The sequence below is a fragment of the Duganella rhizosphaerae genome, assembly GCF_040364205.1.
In the GTDB taxonomy this organism is placed as follows: domain Bacteria; phylum Pseudomonadota; class Gammaproteobacteria; order Burkholderiales; family Burkholderiaceae_D; genus Rugamonas; species Rugamonas rhizosphaerae.
The window spans coordinates 386,313-405,030 of sequence record NZ_BPWK01000003.1 but is presented as its reverse complement, the minus strand read 5'-3'; the positions used below and the strand labels follow the sequence as shown (position 1 = coordinate 405,030).

21 protein-coding genes are annotated in these 18,718 nt (G+C 64.6%); 14 read left to right on the top strand and 7 right to left on the bottom strand.

Annotated elements, in window-relative coordinates:
• Positions 1-2 precede the first annotated feature (2 nt).
• Genes RUGAMON1_RS09100 through RUGAMON1_RS09090 form a run of 3 tightly spaced genes read right to left on the bottom strand, consistent with a single transcriptional unit; the run spans position 3 to position 2,642 of the window.
• A complete protein-coding gene (locus RUGAMON1_RS09100) occupies positions 3-1,172 on the bottom strand; it encodes a vWA domain-containing protein (protein ID WP_445230198.1) in 1,170 nt (389 codons plus the stop codon).
• A 1-nt stretch (position 1,173) separates the two neighbouring features.
• Positions 1,174-1,788: a GNAT family N-acetyltransferase gene (locus RUGAMON1_RS09095; protein ID WP_445230197.1), complete on the bottom strand. Its 615-nt coding sequence runs from the start codon at positions 1,786-1,788 to the stop codon at positions 1,174-1,176.
• Positions 1,788-2,642, bottom strand: coding sequence for an AAA family ATPase (locus RUGAMON1_RS09090; protein ID WP_445230196.1), 855 nt, complete (start codon positions 2,640-2,642; stop codon positions 1,788-1,790). Before RUGAMON1_RS09090 ends, RUGAMON1_RS09095 begins: the two co-directional genes overlap by 1 nt.
• Positions 2,643-2,853: 211 nt before the next feature.
• Between RUGAMON1_RS09090 and RUGAMON1_RS09085 the strand changes: the two genes are divergently transcribed.
• Positions 2,854-3,195: a c-type cytochrome gene (locus RUGAMON1_RS09085; protein WP_445230195.1), complete on the top strand. Its 342-nt coding sequence runs from the start codon at positions 2,854-2,856 to the stop codon at positions 3,193-3,195.
• 11 nt (positions 3,196-3,206) lie between these two features.
• Entirely contained in the window at positions 3,207-3,548 is a 342-nt protein-coding gene (locus RUGAMON1_RS09080; protein WP_445230194.1) for a c-type cytochrome, read from the top strand.
• A 116-nt stretch (positions 3,549-3,664) separates the two neighbouring features.
• Here RUGAMON1_RS09080 and RUGAMON1_RS09075 read toward each other — a convergent pair whose 3' ends face one another.
• A complete protein-coding gene (locus RUGAMON1_RS09075) occupies positions 3,665-4,093 on the bottom strand; it encodes a DUF1841 family protein (protein ID WP_445230193.1) in 429 nt (142 codons plus the stop codon).
• Positions 4,094-4,174: 81 nt separating this feature from the next.
• Here RUGAMON1_RS09075 and RUGAMON1_RS09070 point away from each other — a divergent pair, with 81 nt between their 5' ends.
• Positions 4,175-4,756, top strand: a complete 582-nt coding sequence (locus RUGAMON1_RS09070; protein WP_445230192.1) for a malonic semialdehyde reductase — start codon at positions 4,175-4,177, stop codon at positions 4,754-4,756.
• Between the two features lie 137 nt (positions 4,757-4,893).
• Here RUGAMON1_RS09070 and RUGAMON1_RS09065 read toward each other — a convergent pair whose 3' ends face one another.
• Positions 4,894-5,520 (bottom strand): RNA pyrophosphohydrolase, encoded by a 627-nt coding sequence (locus RUGAMON1_RS09065; RefSeq protein WP_445230191.1) that lies wholly within the window; start codon positions 5,518-5,520, stop codon positions 4,894-4,896.
• Between the two features lie 202 nt (positions 5,521-5,722).
• On the opposite strand from RUGAMON1_RS09065, the gene RUGAMON1_RS09060 reads away from it, so the two are divergent.
• Positions 5,723-7,459, top strand: a complete 1,737-nt coding sequence (locus RUGAMON1_RS09060) for a proline--tRNA ligase (protein WP_445230190.1) — start codon at positions 5,723-5,725, stop codon at positions 7,457-7,459.
• On the top strand, positions 7,456-8,058 hold the full coding sequence (locus RUGAMON1_RS09055; RefSeq protein ID WP_445230189.1) for a lytic transglycosylase domain-containing protein: 603 nt from the start codon (positions 7,456-7,458) through the stop codon (positions 8,056-8,058). Before RUGAMON1_RS09060 ends, RUGAMON1_RS09055 begins: the two co-directional genes overlap by 4 nt.
• Positions 8,059-8,144: 86 nt before the next feature.
• Here the strand turns inward: RUGAMON1_RS09055 and RUGAMON1_RS09050 are convergent, their stop codons facing one another.
• Positions 8,145-8,537 carry an SWIB/MDM2 domain-containing protein gene (locus tag RUGAMON1_RS09050; protein WP_116991652.1) on the bottom strand — a complete coding sequence of 131 codons (393 nt, stop codon included), beginning with the start codon at positions 8,535-8,537 and terminating at the stop codon, positions 8,145-8,147.
• 200 nt (positions 8,538-8,737) lie between these two features.
• Complete coding sequence (ffh, locus tag RUGAMON1_RS09045; protein ID WP_445230188.1) at positions 8,738-10,105, bottom strand: signal recognition particle protein; 1,368 nt, start codon at positions 10,103-10,105, stop codon at positions 8,738-8,740.
• Between the two features lie 83 nt (positions 10,106-10,188).
• Here ffh and RUGAMON1_RS09040 point away from each other — a divergent pair, with 83 nt between their 5' ends.
• The 9 genes from RUGAMON1_RS09040 (at position 10,189) to ampD (ending at position 18,568) form a co-directional block, all read left to right on the top strand.
• On the top strand, positions 10,189-10,932 hold the full coding sequence (locus RUGAMON1_RS09040) for a substrate-binding periplasmic protein (protein WP_445230187.1): 744 nt from the start codon (positions 10,189-10,191) through the stop codon (positions 10,930-10,932).
• 75 nt (positions 10,933-11,007) lie between these two features.
• Positions 11,008-11,985: an ABC transporter substrate-binding protein gene (locus tag RUGAMON1_RS09035; RefSeq protein ID WP_445230186.1), complete on the top strand. Its 978-nt coding sequence runs from the start codon at positions 11,008-11,010 to the stop codon at positions 11,983-11,985.
• The gene (locus RUGAMON1_RS09030) at positions 11,986-12,807 is read left to right on the top strand and encodes an ABC transporter permease (protein WP_445230185.1); all 822 of its coding nucleotides are present in this window, start codon (positions 11,986-11,988) and stop codon (positions 12,805-12,807) included.
• A 1-nt stretch (position 12,808) separates the two neighbouring features.
• Positions 12,809-13,606 (top strand): ABC transporter ATP-binding protein, encoded by a 798-nt coding sequence (locus RUGAMON1_RS09025; RefSeq protein ID WP_445230184.1) that lies wholly within the window; start codon positions 12,809-12,811, stop codon positions 13,604-13,606.
• Between the two features lie 22 nt (positions 13,607-13,628).
• Positions 13,629-14,447, top strand: coding sequence for a cytochrome C assembly family protein (locus RUGAMON1_RS09020; protein ID WP_445230183.1), 819 nt, complete (start codon positions 13,629-13,631; stop codon positions 14,445-14,447).
• Complete coding sequence (locus RUGAMON1_RS09015) at positions 14,444-14,722, top strand: PP0621 family protein (RefSeq protein WP_445230182.1); 279 nt, start codon at positions 14,444-14,446, stop codon at positions 14,720-14,722. Before RUGAMON1_RS09020 ends, RUGAMON1_RS09015 begins: the two co-directional genes overlap by 4 nt.
• 10 nt (positions 14,723-14,732) lie before the next feature.
• On the top strand, positions 14,733-16,415 hold the full coding sequence (locus RUGAMON1_RS09010; RefSeq protein WP_445230181.1) for a sensor histidine kinase: 1,683 nt from the start codon (positions 14,733-14,735) through the stop codon (positions 16,413-16,415).
• A 12-nt stretch (positions 16,416-16,427) separates the two neighbouring features.
• Positions 16,428-17,936 (top strand): sigma-54-dependent transcriptional regulator, encoded by a 1,509-nt coding sequence (locus RUGAMON1_RS09005; protein ID WP_445230180.1) that lies wholly within the window; start codon positions 16,428-16,430, stop codon positions 17,934-17,936.
• Complete coding sequence (ampD, locus tag RUGAMON1_RS09000; RefSeq protein WP_445230179.1) at positions 17,933-18,568, top strand: 1,6-anhydro-N-acetylmuramyl-L-alanine amidase AmpD; 636 nt, start codon at positions 17,933-17,935, stop codon at positions 18,566-18,568. The genes RUGAMON1_RS09005 and ampD overlap by 4 nt, the downstream gene beginning before the upstream one ends.
• The last annotated feature ends 150 nt before the right edge of the window (positions 18,569-18,718 follow it).

The window sequence follows — 18,718 nt, the reverse complement described above, 5'->3', positions numbered from 1 at the left end:
GCTTATTTGCTCAACGTGCGCATGGCGCGCTCCAGGCCGTCCATGGTCAGCGGGAACATGCGCTCGTTCATCAGCTGGCGGATGATGGCGATCGATTGCCGGTACTGCCACACGCCCTCCGGCTCCGGATTGAGCCAGGCGAACTTGGGGAAGGCGCCGGTGAAGCGCGCCAGCCAGGCGCTGCCCGCCTCTTCGTTGTTGTACTCGACCGAGCCGCCCGGCTGCAGCACCTCGTAGGGGCTCATGGTGGCGTCGCCGACGAAGATCAGCTTGGTGTCCGGCGGGTATTTGCGCAGGATGTCCCAGGTCGGGAAGCGTTCCGAGTTGCGCCGGCGGTTGTTCTTCCACATGTAGTCGTACACGCAGTTGTGGAAGTAGAAGAACTCCATGTTCTTGAACTCGGTCTTGGCGGCCGAGAACAGCTCCTCGGTGCGCTCGATGTGGTCGTCCATGGTGCCGCCGACGTCGAACAGCATCAGCACCTTGATGTTGTTCTTGCGCTCGGGCTGCATCTTGATGTCGAGGAAGCCGGCGTTGTTGGCGGTGGCGCGGATGGTGGCGTCCAGCGCCAGTTCGTCCTCGGCGCCCTGGCGCGCGAACTTGCGCAGCCGGCGCAGCGCCACCTTGATGTTGCGGGTGCCGATCTCGCGTTCGCCGTCGTAGTCCTTGTAGGCGCGCGCCTCCCACACCTTGACCGCGGTGCGGTTGCCGCCCTTGCCGCCGATGCGCACGCCCTCGGGATTGGTGCCGCCGTTGCCGAACGGCGAGGTGCCGCCGGTGCCGATCCACTTGCTGCCGCCTTCGTGGCGTTCCTTCTGTTCCTTCAGCAGTTCATTCAGGCGGTCCATCAGCTTGTCGTAGCCGAATTTTTCCAGCTGCGCCTTCTGCTCCTCGCTCAGCTCGCGCTGCATGCGCTTGAGCAGCCAGTCCAGCGGGATCGCGGCGTTGGTCTCGAAGGCGGCGTTGATGCCCTTGAAGTACTGGGCGAAGGCGCGGTCGAACTTGTCGAAGTGGGCCTCGTCCTTGACCAGCGTCAGGCGCGACAGGTAGTAGAAGTCGTCCATCGAGGCCTCGATGACGTTCTGCTGCATCGCCTCGAGCAGCGTCAGGAACTCCTTGATCGTGACCGGGATCTTGGCGTCCTTCAGCGTAAAGAAGAAATCGATCAGCATGTCAGAGGGTCCCGTGTTGCGCCAGCTTGTAGCGCAGCTGCGCCTTGATCTCCGGCCATTCGCCGGCGGCGATGCTGTACATCACGGTGTCGCGCACGGTGCCGTCGCGGCGCAGCGCGTGGTGGCGCAGCACGCCGTCCTTCTTCGCGCCCAGCCGCTCGATCGCCGCCTGCGAGGCGAAGTTGAAATTGTCGGTGCGCAGGCCCACCAGCGCCGCGCCCAGCGTCTCGAAGGCGTGCGTCATCAGCAGCAGCTTGCAGGTGGTGTTGACGTGGCTGCGCTGGCGGCTCTTGCCATACCAGGTATAACCGATCTCCAATCTGGCGATGGCCGGCACGATGTCGTGGTAGCTGGTGGTGCCGATGACGGCGCCGCTGGCGACCTCGACCACGGCGAACGCCAGCCGGCCGGGGCGCATCTCCAGCGCGGTGGCGATGTAGGCGTCGACCTGTTCCGGCTCCGGCACCGAGGTCACGCGCAGTTGCCACAGCTGGCCGTCGTCGGCGGCCGCGCGCAGGCCGTCGGCGTGCTGCGGGCCGAGCGGTTCCAGCCGCACGCCGTGCAGTTCCAGCGTGACGGGGGCGATCGGGGCGGCGGGGCGGGCGAGCTGGTTCATCAGCGGTTGGCCCGGTTCATGGCCACCAGGCGTTCGAACAGGTGCACGTCCTGCTCGTTCTTGAGCAGGGCGCCGTGCAGCGGCGGCACGATGGCCTTGGCGTCCTTGCTGCGCAGCGCCTCGGCCGGGATGTCCTCGGCCAGCAGCAGTTTGAGCCAGTCGAGGAATTCCGAGGTCGACGGCTTTTTCTTCAGGCCCGGCACGTCGCGCACCTCGTAGAAGGTTTGCAGCGCCTGCGCCAGCAGCTCTTTCTTCAGATTCGGATAGTGGACGGCGACGATCTGTTCCATCGTGTCGCGGTCCGGGAACTTGATGTAGTGGAAGAAGCAGCGGCGCAGGAAGGCGTCCGGCAGCTCTTTCTCGTTGTTGGAGGTGATGATGACCAGCGGGCGGTGCTTGGCCTGCACCATTTCGCGGGTTTCGTAGACGTAGAACTCCATGCGGTCGAGCTCGCGCAGCAGGTCGTTGGGGAACTCGATGTCGGCCTTGTCGATCTCGTCGATCAGCAGCACCACCGGCTCGGGCGCGGTGAACGCTTGCCACAGCACGCCCTTGACGATGTAGTTGTGGATGTCGCGCACGCGCTCGTCGCCCAGCTGGGAGTCGCGCAAACGCGACACTGCGTCATATTCGTACAGCCCCTGTTGCGCCTTGGTGGTGGACTTGATATGCCATTGCATCAGCGGCATGTTCAGCGCGGCCGCCACTTCCTCGGCCAGCATGGTCTTGCCGGTGCCCGGCTCGCCCTTGATCAGCAGCGGGCGCTGCAGCGTCAAAGCCGCATTCACGGCCAGTTTCAGGTCATTGGTGGCGACGTACTGGTCGGAACCTTCAAAGCGTTGTTTGGCGTGCATGCGTGGCGATCTCAAAAAGTAGGGAGGATAGGCAAGAGTATAGGGGAGTTCGTTAGAGGAGGTGCTCGGCCGGCCGGGCTTGACAGTGTGTTGTTGCGGCAATGATTCCCTGTAGCGTAGCCGAAAGTCTTGAGTTAGAATCGCAGGTTAATAGTGCAAAAGTCAAGTTTTGCATCCGCGGTAGTATCCGATTACTTACCTTGCAAATACCATGAAAAAAATCACCGCACTCCTCGTGCTCGCAGGCCTCGCCCAACTCGCCACGGCGGCGGACATCGTGGGCAATGCCCAGAACGCCAAGGGCAAGATTGAAATGTGCATCGGTTGCCACGGCATCCCCGGCTACAAGGCCACGTTCCCGGAAGTGTTCCAGGTGCCGATGATAGGCGGCCAGTCGGCCAAGTACATCGAGGGTGCGTTGAAGGCGTATCAAAAGGGTGACCGCAAGCATCCGTCGATGAAGGGCATCGCCGGCAGCCTGTCGGACCAGGACATCGCCGACGTTGCCGCGTTCTACTCGCAGCAGACCGCCACCGCCACCGCCGCGAAATGAGGACCGACGACATGAAAAAACTGATCACCGCGCTGTTCTGCTCCGCCGTTTCCTTCTCCGCCATAGCCGGCGGCAATATCGACGCCGGCAAGGCCTTGGCCGACAAGTACAGCTGCTTCGCCTGCCACGGCAAGGATTTCAACACCCCGATCGACCCCAGCTATCCGAAGCTGGCCGGCCAGCACAAGGACTACCTGGAGCACGCGCTGACCGCCTACAAGCGCGGCGACGGCGCCAACGGCCGCAACAACGCGATCATGACCGGCCAGGTCAAGCCGCTGAGCAACCAGGACATCAAGGACCTGGCGGCCTACCTGCACAGCCTGCCCGGCACGCTGGCAGTCCACCGCTAAGCCGACCGTAGTCAGCAAAAAAACCACGGGGGTCAAGTCTGACATTCGGACACGGCCTCTGCCGTAGCGGCTGCTACGGCAGAGGCCGTGTCCGAATGTCAGACTTGACCCCCGACTTATTTGAGGCGGCGCTTGACCGCTTCGATGTAGGCGTCGCCGTCCGGCGGCAGGCCGTTGCGCTGGGCGTTCCAGATCATCTCGCCCAGGCATTCCATGATTTCGTGGTGCGCCGCGTGGGCGTCGTCCAGCTTCAGTGTGAGCGCGGTGGCGGCGTCGCGGATGCCGCGCGGCTGGTCGATCGAGATCTGCTCGTCGATCGACAGGTGCATGGACAAATGCAAAAACGGGTTGGCTTGCGCGCCTTCGACCGAGTAGTCGCGCGCGAGCGCGGCGTCGACGTCGCTCAGCACGTCGTGGTATTCGGGATGGTGGCGCACCCAGTCGGCCGCCATGGTTTCAAGCGGCGTCAGGATTTCGTTGGCGCGCTGCTTGCGGAAGGTCTCGCAAAAGAAGCGGCGCACGTCGTCGGAAGATGGATTAAACATGGCGCCATTGTACCCGCTGGATAAAATGTGTACTGTGACCCTGTATCGCCATAGCAATTCATTAAACTTGATGGATCGACCATGCTCAATCAAACCGCCCTCGACACCCTGTTCTACACCGCCCGCACCCACAACGGCTGGCTGGACCGCGCCGTCAGCGACGCCCAGCTGGAACTGCTGTACGACCTGATGAAATGGGCGCCGACCTCGGCCAACGGATCGCCGGCGCGGCTGGTGTTCGTGCGCTCGCCGGAAGCCAAGGCCAGGCTGCTGCCGGCGCTGTCGGCCGGCAACGCCGACAAGACCATGGCGGCGCCGGTCACCGTCATCGTCGGCATGGACATGGAGTTTTACGAAAAGCTGCCGCAGCTGTCGCCGGCGGTCGACGCCCGTTCCTGGTTCGCCGGCAACGATGCGGCGATCCAGTCCACCGCCTTCCGCAACGCGTCGCTGCAAGGCGGCTACCTGATCATGGCGGCGCGCGCCATCGGCCTCGACTGCGGACCGATGTCCGGCTTCGACAACGCCAAGGTGGACCAGGCCTTCTTTGTCGGCAGCGCGGTCAAGTCCAACTTCCTGTGCAACCTCGGCTATGGCGACCCCGCCAAGCTGCGCCCGCGCGCGCCGCGCCTGGCGTTCGACGAGGCTTGCCGCATCGTCTGAACAAACCCGCGTGCCTAAGCGATACGCTTGCCATGCCACTTAGGGGTCTGACCCCATCCGGGGTCAGACCCCGCATGGCGGTGCGGGGTAAAAAAAACGGGACAGTCAGACTGTCCCGTTTTGCTTGGCCGATCACTTCAGCCGATCTTCTTTTGCGGCTCGGCTGCCGCGGCCGCCTCTGCCGGCGCTTCCGTGCCGCAGGTCGAGCCCGGCGCTTCCGGATTCGGCCGCGGCGGGTGCGGCTGGCGCAGGTAGCGCGAACCGTGATGCCGGCGCTCGTGGCCGTTGGCCGGCCAGGTCAGGAAGCGCGACAGCTCCTGCAGGGCGCGCTGGTAGACGTCGCGCTTGAATTCGATCACCACGTCCAGCGGCACCCAGTAATCGTGCCAGCGCCAGGCGTCGAATTCGGGATGGTCGGTCAGGCGCAGGTTGACGTCGTTGTCGCGGGCGCACATGCGCAGCAGGAACCAAATCTGCTTCTGGCCACGGTAATGGCCGCGAATCTCGCGCTTGATGAAGTGGTCGGGCACCTCGTAGCGCAGCCAATCGCGCGTGCGGCCGACGATTTTGACATGCTCCGCCCGTAATCCGATCTCTTCTTCCAGCTCCCGATACATCGCCTGTTCCGGCGTTTCTCCGTACTTGATGCCGCCTTGCGGAAATTGCCATGAGTGCTCGCGCACCCGCTTGCCCCACCACACCTCGTTCTGGGCGTTTAGCAGGATGATGCCGACGTTGGGCCGGAACCCTTCACGATCGAGCATTTTGCACCTCAAACTTTCTGCGACCGAGCTCCCTGCTTATATTTTTGCCCACAAAACCGCGCTCCGGCTGGGTTTTCGGGGTACGAAAACGGCCGGAGAGGCATCAATTGAACGCATTTGTATAAAGTATGGACGCATCAGCCAGCTAATCCTTTAAAATTAGGTTGATTATAACTCTCTCTTTTTAAAAAGAATTCACCGTATGCGCGCCTCACGATTTTTTATTTCCACGCTTAAAGAAGCGCCGTCCGACGCCGAGATCGTCAGCCATCAGTTGATGATGCGCGCCGGCATGATCAAACGCCTCGGTTCGGGCATTTATACCTACATGCCGATGGGCCTGCGCGTCATCCGCAAAGTCGAGGCCATCGTCCGCGAAGAGATGAACAAGGCCGCCGCCATTGAGCTGCTGATGCCTTTGGTGCAGCCGGCCGAGCTCTGGCAGGAGACCGGACGCTGGGACAAGATGGGTCCGGAGCTGATGCGCGTGAAGGACCGTCACGGCCGCGATTTCGCGATCCAGCCGACTTCGGAAGAAGTCATCACCGATGTGGTGCGTTCGGAAATTAAATCCTACCGGCAGCTTCCGTTGAATTTTTACCACATTCAGACCAAATTCCGCGACGAGCGCCGTCCCCGTTTCGGCCTGATGCGCGGCCGCGAGTTCACCATGAAGGACGCTTACTCCTTCGACCGCGACCTGGCCGGCCTGCAAGCGTCGTACAAAGTCATGTTTGACGCCTATGTCTCGATCTTCACCCGCTTCGGCCTGAAGTTCCGCGCCGTGGCGGCCGACAACGGCGCCATCGGCGGCACCGGTTCGCACGAATTCCACGTCATCGCCAGCACCGGCGAGGACGCCATCGTGTATTGCGAGACCTCGGACTACGCCGCCAATATGGAGGCGGCCGAGGCGCTGCCGCTGGCGGCAAGCCGTCCGGTCGCCGCCCAGGCTTTGACCAAGACCTCGACCCCGAACGCCACCAAGTGCGAAGCGGTGGCCGAGCTGCTCAAGCTGGAGCTGTCGCAGACGGTGAAAACCATCGCGCTGACGGTGGAAACCGAGACCGACGGCAAAGTAGCTAAACAGTATTTCATGTTGCTGCTGCGCGGCGACCACGAACTGAACGAAGTCAAGGTCGGCAAAGTGGCCGGCCTGGCGGCGCACCGCTTCTCGACCGAAGCCGAGATCCTGGAAGTGTACGGCTGCGTGCCCGGCTACCTGGGCCCGATCGGCACCAAGGCGCCGGTCACCGTGGTGGCCGACCGCACGGTCGCCAACATGGCCGACTTCGTGTGCGGCGCCAACGACGCCGGCTTCCACTACACCGGCGCCAACTGGGGCCGCGACATGGCCGAGCCGACCATCGTGGCCGACCTGCGCAACGTGGTGGCGGGCGACGCCTCGCCGGACGGCAAGGGCGTGCTGGCGATCGAGCGCGGCATCGAAGTGGGCCACGTGTTCCAGCTGGGCACCGCGTACTCCGAATCGATGAAGGCCACCTTCCTCGACGAGAACGGCAAGCCTGCGCCATTGCAGATGGGTTGCTACGGCATCGGCGTGACCCGCATCCTGGGCGCGGCGATCGAGCAGAACTTCGACGACAAGGGCATCATCTGGCCGACCTCGCTGGCACCGTTCGAGCTGGTGCTGTGCCCGATGGGCATGGACCGCAGCGAGGCGGTCAAGCAAGCGACCGAGAAACTGTACGCCGACGCGCAGGCGGCCGGCATCGACGTCATCCTCGACGACCGCGGCCTGCGTCCGGGCGGCATGTTCGCCGACTGGGAGCTGATCGGCGTGCCGCACCGCGTGGTGATCGGCGACCGCGGCCTGAAGGAAGGCAACCTGGAATACCAGGGCCGCCGCGACACCGAAGCGACCGCCGTGCCGGTGGCCGACATCGTCAGCTTCATCAAAGGCAAAATGGCGGCGTGAACGTGAAGCGCACGCTGGCCGGGTGTGTGGTGGCGCTGGCGCTGGCCGGCGCCGCCCACGCCGGCAACCAGAAGGAAGAAGCGCTGGCCGATTCGGTTCGGCTGGCGCTGTCGAACGCCATCAAGGATGCGACTCCGCCGCAGCCCACCTTCCGCACCGACAGCGAGCGCCTGCGCTACCAGGGCTGGCTGGCGCAGGTGTCGTCGCGCCTGAAGCGCAAGCTGCCCGACGAGCAAACCCGCAACGAGTTCCTGACCACCGTCTGGTACGAGGCGCGCCGCGCCGGCCTGGAGCCGGGCATGGTGCTGGGCCTGATCCAGGTGGAATCGGCCTACCGCAAGTACGCGGTGTCGATGGTGGGGGCGCGCGGCTACATGCAGGTGATGCCGTTCTGGACCAATGTGATCGGCGACCGCAACCGCAGCGCGCTGTTCAATATGCAGACCAACCTGCGCTACGGCTGCGCCATCCTGCGCATGTATATCGACATGGAAGCGGGCAATCTCTACCTGGCGCTGGGCCGCTACAACGGCAGCCGCGGCAAGCCGGAGTATCCGAACGCCGTGCTGTCGGCCTGGAACAACTGGAAGGTGCAGTAAAAGGTGCAGTAAATCCCGCCCATAAAAAATGCCGTCATCGCGTGAGCGAGGACGGCATCCCGGCGCGGCTGTACTGGCCGCTGCGCTTATTTCAGGTGGTCGGAAATGAGCTTGGTCATTTCGAACATGGACACTTGTGCTTTGCCGCCGAACACAGCTTTCAGCTTGTCGTCGGCATTGATCATGCGGCGGTTGGCCGGATCTTGCAGGTCGAGCTTCTTGATGTAATCCCAGACTTTTTTGGTGACTTCGGTGCGTGGCAGCGGTGCTGCGCCAACCACGGCGGCCAGAGTGGCCGATGGCGTCATCGCTTTCATGAAGGCGGCGTTCGGTTTGCGCGGTGCGGCCGGTGCGGCTGCTTTTTTCACTGCTGCTGGCTTGGCTGCTGCTTTTGCGGGTGCTGCCTTTTTTGCGGCTGCCGGTTTCGCGGCGGCTTTCTTAGCTGGTGCTGCTGCTGGGGTTTTTTTGGCTGTTGCCATCTTCGAGCCTCCTTAACGAACACATGGAAAATTGCGCAATTGATCGCACCGGCTAATATTGGTGGTGATTTACCGAGTATGCAAGTGTTTTTCGCGTTTTTTCCCGGAAACACCACGTAAACACGGGCTTTCGCCGGGCAGCGCACCGCGACGGCGCGCTTTTCCCGCGTTTGCCTCTGCCGCGCAGGCTTTTCCCGAGCTTAGCGCATGCCCGGCATCATGCCCTTCATCGAGCGCATCATCTTCATCATGCCGCCGCCGGACAGCTTTTTCATCATCGATTGCATCTGCTCGAACTGGGTCAGCATGCGGTTCACTTCCTGCACCTGGACGCCGGCGCCGGCCGCGATGCGGCGTTTGCGGGTGGCCTTGATCAGCTCCGGCTTGGCGCGCTCCTGCGGCGTCATCGAGTCGATGATGCCGACCATGCGCCGCACCTGCTTGTCGGCCTGGTCCATGTTGGCGCCGCCGGCGGCCTGCTGGAACTGCGCCGGCAGTTTATCGACCAGGCTGGCCATGCCGCCCATTTTCTTCATCTGGCCCAGCTGCGCCTTGAAGTCGTTCATGTCGAACTTGCCGCCCGACTTGACCTTGGCCGCCAGTTCCGCCGCCGCCTTGGTGTCGACGCCTTTGCGCGCCTCTTCCACCAGCGCCATGATGTCGCCCATGCCCAGCACGCGGCTGGCCATGCGCACCGGGTCGAACGCCTCCAGGCCGTCGAGCTTTTCCGACACGCCGGCAAACTTGATCGGCTTGCCGGTGATGTGGCGCACCGACAGCGCGGCGCCGCCGCGGGCGTCGCCGTCGAGCTTGGTCAGCACGATGCCGGTCAGCGGCAGCGCGTCGTTGAAGGCCTTGGCGGTGTTGATCGCGTCCTGGCCCAGCATGGCGTCGACCACGAACAGGGTTTCGATCGGCTTGACCGCCGCGTGCACGGCGGCGATTTCCTTCATCATCTCTTCGTCGATGCCCAAACGGCCGGCGGTGTCGATGATCAGCACGTCGTGGTAGTGCTTCTTGGCCCAGTCCAGCGCGGCCAGCGCGATGTCGACCGGCTTGTCCTGCGCGGTGGACGGGAAGAAGTCGGCGCCGACCTGGGCCGTGACCGACTGCAGCTGGGCGATCGCGGCGGGACGATACACGTCGGCCGAGACGGTCAGCACTTTCTTTTTCTTCTCTTCCTTCAGGTACTTGGCCAGCTTGCCGACGGTGGTGGTCTTGCCCACACCCTGCAGACCGGCCATCAGGATGATGGCGGGCGGCTGCTGGGCAAAGCTCAGCTGCGAGGCCTCGGGGCCGAGGTCGGCGCCCATGATGGCGGCCAGCTCGCGCTGCACCACGCCGACCAGGGCCTGGCCCGGCGTCAGCGAGGAGATCACTTCCTCGCCCAGGGCCTTTTCCTTGACCTTGGCGATGAATTCGCGCACGGCGGGCAGGGCGACGTCGGCCTCCAGCAGCGCCAGGCGCACTTCGCGCAGCATCTCGGCGGTGTTGGCTTCGGTCAGGCGGGCCTCGCCGCGCATGGTTTTAACGACCTTGGCAAGGCGTTGGGTAAGATTGTCTAGCATGATGAACCCGGAATGAACAGTGGCCGTCATTTTACCCCATCGGGCAGGCCGCGGGCGGCGGCGGGCCTGTTATCATTTGCCGCATGAACCGAGCCTACCTCTTCCTATCGACGATACTGGCGCTGGCCGGGCCGGCCGGCGCCGCCACCGTCAGCATGGCCTTCGGCGACAATTTGCCGCCCTTTATATTAGTGCGCGAGGATGCGGGCATCGAAGTGGAGCTGGTGCGCGAGGCGCTGGCCTACCGCGGCCACGTGCTGCAGGCGCGCTACCTGCCCATGGGCCGCATCCCGGTCACGTTCAAGGCCGGCGCCATCGACGCCATCATGATGGACGTCGGCGAGGACATGACGCGCTACGGCGGCCACTACGGCAGTGCGCCGGTCATCTACGACAATGTGTTTTACACGCTGGCCAGCCGCGGACTGCAGATCCGCACGCCGCCGGACTTGCGGGGCCACAGCGTGAATGCCTTCGTCGGCGCGGCCGCGCGCTACCCCAACTGGCTGCAGGCGCTGGTCCGCAGCCGCGACTATGTCGAGAGCAACCGCCAGGAGGCGCAGCCGCAATTGCTGGCGCTGGGCCGCTACGAGGTGGTGCTGAGCGACCGCAGCATCTTCCAGTACTACACCCGCCTGCTCAGGCAGCGCCAGCCCGGCTTCGTGATGCCGGCGCTGGACGAGCACAGCTTCACCCGCGCCGACCCCAACGACTACCGTCCGGTGTTCCGCGACGCCGCCATCCGCGACGACTTCAACGCCGGCCTGGCGCAGCTGCACAAGAGCGGCCGCTACCGGGCGATCTACGACAAATACCTGAAGGATTGACGGCGATAGGCAACTCATCGCTAGCTTGGTATGATCTGCATTTCCAAGCCGTACCACCCACGACAGGAGAGATGGATGAATCTGAACGCTATCGGCAAAACCTTGAGCATCGCCGCCATGCTGGCCGCCGCCGGCGCCGCGCAGGCGCAGGAAGTGGTTCGGCTGGGTAACCTGAAGTTCGCCCACTACGGCGCCGTCTCCTACATCAAGGAGATCGCCCCCAAGTGCGGCATCAAGGTCGAGGAGCGGGTGTTCGCCAAGGGACTGGATGTGATGCAGGGGATTATCGCCGGTGAGCTCGACGTCGGCACCACCGCGTCGGAGGCGGCCATCTCCGGCCGCGCCAGCGGCGCGCCCATCTTCGTCGTGGCCGGTTTCGCCAAGGGCGGCGCGCGCCTGGTCGGGCGCGCCGAGCTCAAACTGAAAAGCGTCAAGGACCTGAAGGGCAAGAAGGTCGGCGTCACGCGCGGCGGCATCCAGGAAGTGCTGCTGCTGGCCGAGCTGCAACAGGCCGGCCTCTCCGCGTCCGACCAGCCGGGCAAGGACGTGCAGCTGATCTACCTGGCCTATGCCGACCTGAACCAGGCGCTGCTGGGCAAGAACATCGACGCCATGATGAACTCCGAGCCGCAATCGTCGCAGTCGATCAACAAGGGCTACGGCAACGAGATCCTCAAGCCCTACGACACGCCGATCGGCGAGCCGATCCGCACCATGGTGATGACCGAGAAGTTCTACAAGGAGAAGCGGCCGCTGGCCGAGAAGTTCATGCGCTGCTTCGTCGAGGCCACCAAGACCTTCATCGAGCAGCCGGCCGTGGCCGAGAAGTATGTGCGCGAGACGGTGTTCAAGGGCCAGATCAGCAAGGACGATTTCGACGACGCCATCGGCAATTCGCCGTACTCCTACGACATCACGCCCGAGCACATCCAGATCACCACCGACGTCATGTTCAAGACCGGCGTCGGCCGCATGAGCAAGCCGCCCGCCGCCAAGGAATGGGTCAAGACCGATCTGCTGGACGCCGCCAAGAAAAGCCTGGGCGTCAAGTAAATGGCCAAGTTCAAGCTGAAGGAGGCCGGCGTCGGCCTGATCGTGCCGGCGCTGGTGATCGGCGTCTGGCAGCTGGTGTCGATGAAGGGCTGGGTCAACCCGCAGATGCTGCCGTCGCCGCTGGCGGTGCTGGAACGCTGGATCGCCTATCTGCTGCCGATCCAGCCGTACAGCCCGGAGCAGGGCAGCTGGCTGATGTGGGCCGTGTCCGGCGAGCTGATCGTCGACGCCCTGGGCAGCCTGTACCGCGTGGTGGTGGGCTTCGCCATCGGCGCCGCGCTGGCGCTGCCGCTGGGCCTGGTGATGGGCGCCAGCCAGACCGTGTACGCCTGGCTCAATCCGCTGATGCAGCTGCTGCGGCCGATTCCGCCGATCGCCTACATCCCGCTGTCGATTTTGTGGTTCGGCCTGGGCAATCCGCCGGCCATCTTCCTGATCGTGCTGGGCGCCTTCTTCCCGGTGCTGATGAACACCATCGCCGGCGTGCGCCAGGTCGACAGCATCTACCTGCGCGCGGCGCGCAACCTCGGCGCCAGCGGCAGCACCATGTTCGTGCGGGTGATCTTGCCGGCCGCCGTGCCCTACATCCTGTCGGGCGTGCGGATCGGCATCGGCACCGCCTTCATCGTGGTGATCGTGTCCGAGATGATCGCCGTGAACAACGGCCTGGGCTTCCGCATCCTGGAGGCGCGCGAGTACTTCTGGTCGGACAAGATCATGGCCGGCATGATCACCATCGGCCTGATCGGCCTGATCATCGACACCGCCGTCAACAAGCTGAACAACCATCTGCTGCGCTGGCACCGCGGCCTGGAGAACTGAGATGAGCGCTACCCACATCGTCGTCGCCAACGTCAGCAAGGTGTTCCAGACCGCCGAGCGCCAGCTGGTGGCGCTCAAGGACATCGAGCTGGAGATCCCGCAGGGCCAGTTCGTCTGCCTGCTGGGGCCTTCGGGCTGCGGCAAGTCGACCCTGCTGAACGCGATCGCCGGCTTCGCGCCGCCGAGCTCCGGCCGCATCATCGCCGACGGCAAGGAAGTGACGGCGCCCGGTCCCGAGCGCGGCATGGTGTTCCAGGAATACGCGCTGTTCCCGTGGATGACGGTGGCCGACAACGTCGCCTTCGGCCTGGAGATCAAGGGCATGCCGAAGGCCGGGATCAACGCCATCGTCGACAAGCTGCTGGCGATGCTGTCGCTGAGCGACTTCCGCAACCGCTTTCCCAAGGACCTGTCGGGCGGCATGCGCCAGCGGGTGGCGATCGCCCGCGTGCTGGCGCTCGATTCGCCGATCATGCTGATGGACGAGCCGTTCGGCGCGCTCGACGCGCTGACCCGCCGCAATCTGCAGGACGAACTGCTGCGCATCTGGGCCGAGCTGAAGAAGACCATCATCTTCGTCACCCACAGCATCGAGGAAGCGATCTACCTGGCCGACCGCATCGTGGTGATGACCTACCGTCCCGGCACCGTCAAGCGCGACCTGATGGTGGAACTGCCGCGCATGCGCGATCCGGCCTCGGCCGAGTTCAACGCCCTCAAGCGCGAACTGGGCCAACTGGTGATGGAAGAACAGCAACGCCATCACAACGACGAGCTGCGCATGGCAGCCGTCGACTGAGCGATGGTGTAAACTGAAGGACATGCAGACTTCCTTACTCTTCGCAGCCATCGCGCTGTACCTCCTCTGTGCGGTGCTGCCGTCGCGCCGCGCCGTCCTGATTTCCGGCTTGACGGCCGCCGCCTGGCTGCTGCACGGCGCCGGCCTGTGGTCCGAGGTGGCGGGTTTTCCCGGCACCAGCGCGGGCTCCATCCGCATCGGCTTCGCCGCCATGCTGTCGTCGGCGCTGTGGGTGTCGGTGGGCGCGTACTGGATAGAAAACCAGAATTTCAGCCTGGACGGCATGCGCCGCCTGGTCATGCCGAACGCGGCGCTGGCGGCGGCCTTGCAACTGGGCTTCCCCGGCAACGTGATCCCGCTGGAGGGCAAGTCGCCCTTGTTCGGCTGGCATATCGCCATCGCCACGCTGGCCTACAGCACGCTGACGGTGGCCGCCTTCCATGCGGTGCTGATGGCCTTGCAGGAAAAACGCCTGCACGCCCGCACCGACAGCAAGAGCTTCATGTCCGGCGCGCTGGACCGGCTGCCGGCGCTGCTGACGATGGAAAAGCTGTTGTTCCGCATGATAGGTATCGGCTTCGCCTTGCTCAGCCTGACCGTGTTATCGGGTATCGTGTTCTCCGAACAGCTGTTCGGCCAGGCGCTCAAGTGGGACCACAAATCGGTGTTCACGCTGATGTCGTGGGTGCTGTTTGCCGCGCTGCTGGCGGGCCGCCGCTTCCGCGGCTGGCGCGGCAAGACCGCGCTGAGCTTCACTTTGGCCGGTTTCGCCACCTTGTTGCTGGCCTACGTCGGCAGCCGTTTTGTGTTTGAAGTGGTTTTGCATAAGGGTTGGGCATGAGCCGTATTATCTTTTGGTTGGCCTTGGTGTTCCTGGTGATCTTCGCCGTTCGCAGCAAGATCCGCGAGGCGCAGAAGCGCCACCAGCAGCAGTTCCGCGAGCCGCAGCAACCTGCGGGAGGGGGCGGCGCGCGTTCGCACGAGAAGGTCGTGGCCGAGGCCGAGACCATGCTGCAATGCGCCCATTGCGGCATCTTCTATCCGGCATCGGAATCCGTGCAGGCGCGCGGCCGCGACTATTGCAGCGCGGCCCACGCCACGCTGCCGGCGGCATAAGGTCTAGCGCGTGATCGCGCGCCTGCAAGCCCTGTCGGCCGAATCGCGCGCAACCTTCTGGCGCTCGCTGCAGACGCTCAACGCCACCCGCGTGGTGATCGCGCTGGTGCTGCTGGTCTACCTGAGCTTCGACAACCACGGCCTGCGCGCCTCCGGTCCCTATCTCTACCTGCAGATCTGCCTGATCTACCTGGGCCTGGCGATCGTGTTCGCGCTGACGGCGGTCTACTGGCAGCGCCGCTTCCTGTTGCAGCTGCTGTCGCAGATCGCCTGCGACCTGTCCATCATCTCGCTGCTGTATGTGGCCGGCGGCGGTTTGCGCAGCGGCCTGGCCATCCTCTACCTGTTCCCGCTGGCCGGTTCGGCCATCCTGGCGCCGCTGCTGCTGTCGCTGTTCTGCGCCGCGCTGGTGGCGCTGTTCATGCTGGCCGAATCGACCTGGCAGGTGTTCATGATGGAGGGCGACCAGCCCTACCTGCAGGCGGGCCTGTACGGCGCGGCCTTCTTTGCCGCGGTGTTGGTGGTCAACCGCATGGCGGCCAAGCTGATCGGCCAGGAGGAACTGGCGATCCAGCGCGGCGTCGAGATCACCGTGCAGCAGGCCGTGAACCGGCTGGTGATGGCCAACGTCGGCGACGGCATCCTGGTGGTCGATCCCGACGGCCAGGTGTTCGCCGGCAATCCGGCGGCGCAGCAGATGCTGGGCATGGTCGGCCCCGAGATGAAGTTCCGCCTGTCGGCCGCCGCCGCGCTGGCGCCGCTGGCGCAAGCCTATGCCGAATGGCGCGCCGACGCCGCGCGCAGCACTTCCTATGTCACCATCAAGCCGTATGCCGAGGCGGCGCTGCAGGACGTGACGGCCGCCTGGAGCGCGCGCCGCGACCTCTCCGCGCATTTGAAGGTGCGCTTCGCGGCGGTCGACACGGCCGGCCTGGGCACCGAGCGCAGCGTGATCTTTTTGCAGGACGTGACCGGCATCGAAAACCAGGCGCAGCAACTGAAGCTGGCGTCGATGGGACGGCTCACCGCCAGCATCGCGCACGAGGTGCGCAATCCGCTGTCGGCCATCGGCCACGCCACCGCGCTGCTGGGCGAGGACCTCGACAGCACGGTCCACCTGCGGCTGCTGAAGATCGTCGGCGACAACGTGGCGCGGGTCAACCGCATGGTCGAGGACATCCTGCAGCTGTCGCGCAAGGTGCAGCCGCACAGCGAGCCGCTGGCGCTGGACGTCTTCCTGGCCGAACTGAAAACCGAATTCATCGAGACCCACGGCCTGACGCCGGACATCATCGGCGCTTCGGCGCCGGCCGGCACGCTGGTGCGCTTCGACGCGCTGCACCTGCGCGAGGTGGTGCTCAACCTGCTCAACAACGCGGTGCGCTACGCCAGCGGCGGGCCGGACTCGATCCGCATGGACCTGGTCAGCGACAAGGCGCGCAGGATGGAGCTGCACGTGCAGGACGACGGCCCCGGCATCTCGCCCGAGGTGCGCGCCCACCTGTTCGAGCCGTTTTACACCACATCCAGCAAGGGTACCGGGCTGGGACTATATCTGGCGCGCGAATTGTGTTTGAATAACGAGGCGCGACTGGACTACGAATATCGTTTTGATATCAAAGCCAGCCCCGATGGGACTCCCCGCTCGCGCGGGCGATTTGTAATCACCTTCGCCCATCCGGCGCAGACGTAGAAAGGCTGTTTGATGAGTGCTAGAGGTTCCCAACGCGCGCCTCGCGTGCTGGTCGTCGACGATGAGGCCGACCTGCGCGAGCTGCTGGAACTGACCCTGCTGAAAATGGGGCTGGACGTCGACAGCGCCGCCACCTTGGCGCAGGCGCGCGGCCTGCTGGCCACGCCGGAACGCGAGTACCAGCTGGTGCTGACCGACATGCGCCTGCCCGACGGCCTGGGGCTGGAGCTGGTGCGCGAAGTGAGCGCCGCATATAAGAACACGCCGATCGCGGTGGTGACGGCCTTCGGCAGCGCCGACAACGCCGTCATCGCGCTCAAGGCCGGCGCCTTCGACTACATCTCCAAGCCGGTGGCGCTGGACCAGTTGCGGGTGATGGTGCAGTCGGCGCTGCGACTGAACGCCGAACCGCCGGGCGAAGCGCTCAGCACCGAGCCGCCGGCCAGCCGGTTGAAGGGCGAATCGGCCGTGATCCAGGCGCTGCGCGCGCAGATCGCGCGGCTGGCGCGCTCGATGGCGCCGATCGCCATCAACGGCGAATCGGGCAGCGGCAAGGAGCTGGCCGCGCGCGAGATTCACGCCCAGAGTTCGCGCAACGGCAAGCCTTTCATCGCCGTCAACTGCGGCGCCATCCCCGAGGCGCTGATGGAGGCCGAGTTCTTCGGCTACCGCAAGGGCGCTTTCACCGGCGCGGCCGATGAGCGGGACGGCTTCTTCCAGGCGGCCAACGGCGGCACCTTGATGCTCGACGAAGTGGCCGACCTGCCGCTGGCGATGCAGGTCAAGCTGCTGCGCGCGATCCAGGAGCGGCGCGTGCGCAAGATCGGCGCCACCGCCGAGGAACCGGTCGACGTGCGCATCATCAGCGCGACCCACAAGAACCTGGCGCAGTGCGTGGAGCAGGGCAGCTTCCGCCAGGATCTGTTCTACCGCCTGAACGTGATTGAACTGAGCCTGCCGCCGCTGCGCGAACGGCTCGACGACCTGGCCGTGCTGACCGGCGCCATCCTGGAGCGGCTGGGCACCTTCGAGCACAAGGTGCTGCTGGGCGAGGGCGTGCTCGATGCGCTGCGCGGCTACTCCTTCCCCGGCAATGTGCGCGAGCTGGAAAACATCCTGGAACGGGCGCTGGCCTTCGCCAACGACGGCGTGATCGAAGTGGCCGACCTGGCGTTGAAGGGCGCGCGCATGGTCGAGGCGATCGTGCCGCTGCCGACACCCGCGCTGCCGGCGCCATACATGGCCGTCACCGAAGCCGCCGCGCTGGACGTGGCGCCGTTGCCGACGCCGCAGCCGGCCGAGCCGGCGCCGTCCGCCGCCGGCACGCTGCCGCTGCCGCACCTGGACGCGCTGCCCAGCAGCCTGCCCGACTACCTGAACCAGATCGAGCGCGACATCATCCTGCGGGCGCTGGCGCAGACCCAGTTCAACCGTACCCAGGCCGCCCAGCTGCTGGGCATCAGCTTCCGCCAGCTGCGCTACCAGATGCAGAAGCTGAACATCCAGGAGCCGGAGGCGTGAGGCCGCCGGAACTGGGCGCCGACGGCTGGTGGCTGCCGGCGCGGCGCTACGACAGCCCCCATGCCGACTGCCGTCCCGACCCGGCCGACATCACGCTGCTGGTGGTCCATAACATCTCGCTGCCGGGCGGCTGTTACGGCGGCCCGCACGTGTCCGACCTGTTCAGCGGCCGCTTGGACTATAATACTGACCCCTCGTTCGCGGACCTGCGGGGGCTGAAAGTGTCGAGCCACTTCTTCATCCGCCGTGACGGCCGCGTGGTGCAGTATGTTTCTGCCAACGAGCGGGCCTGGCACGCGGGGCTGTCGGCCTTCCAGGGGCGGGAGAAGTGCAACGACTATTCGATCGGCGTGGAGCTGGAAGGCACGGACGACAGCGGCTTCGAGCCGGCCCAGTACCAGGCGCTGGCGGCGCTGACGCTGGCGCTGCAAACGCGCTATCCGCTGACCGATGTGCAGGGTCATGAACACATCGCGCCGGGCCGGAAAACCGACCCGGGACCGTTGTTCGATTGGGAATGTTATCGGAAAATCTGGCAGACTTTGCTTAATCAAAAGGCACCGGATGAGCTCGCGTTAGTGGGTGCTAGCGCCGGACTACGCTTCGCAAAAGGGCTTCCGCAAAGTCAATAGAAAAATTGCCGTAAACCTCAAAATTTCCACTTGTCTTAGCCTGACCTGACCACTACAATCAGTGTATCGATTCACACCAATCACTAGATATAGTAGTTCTCATGACACTGGTTCTTAAACTATTTACAAGCCGACAAGGCCAGTTCACCA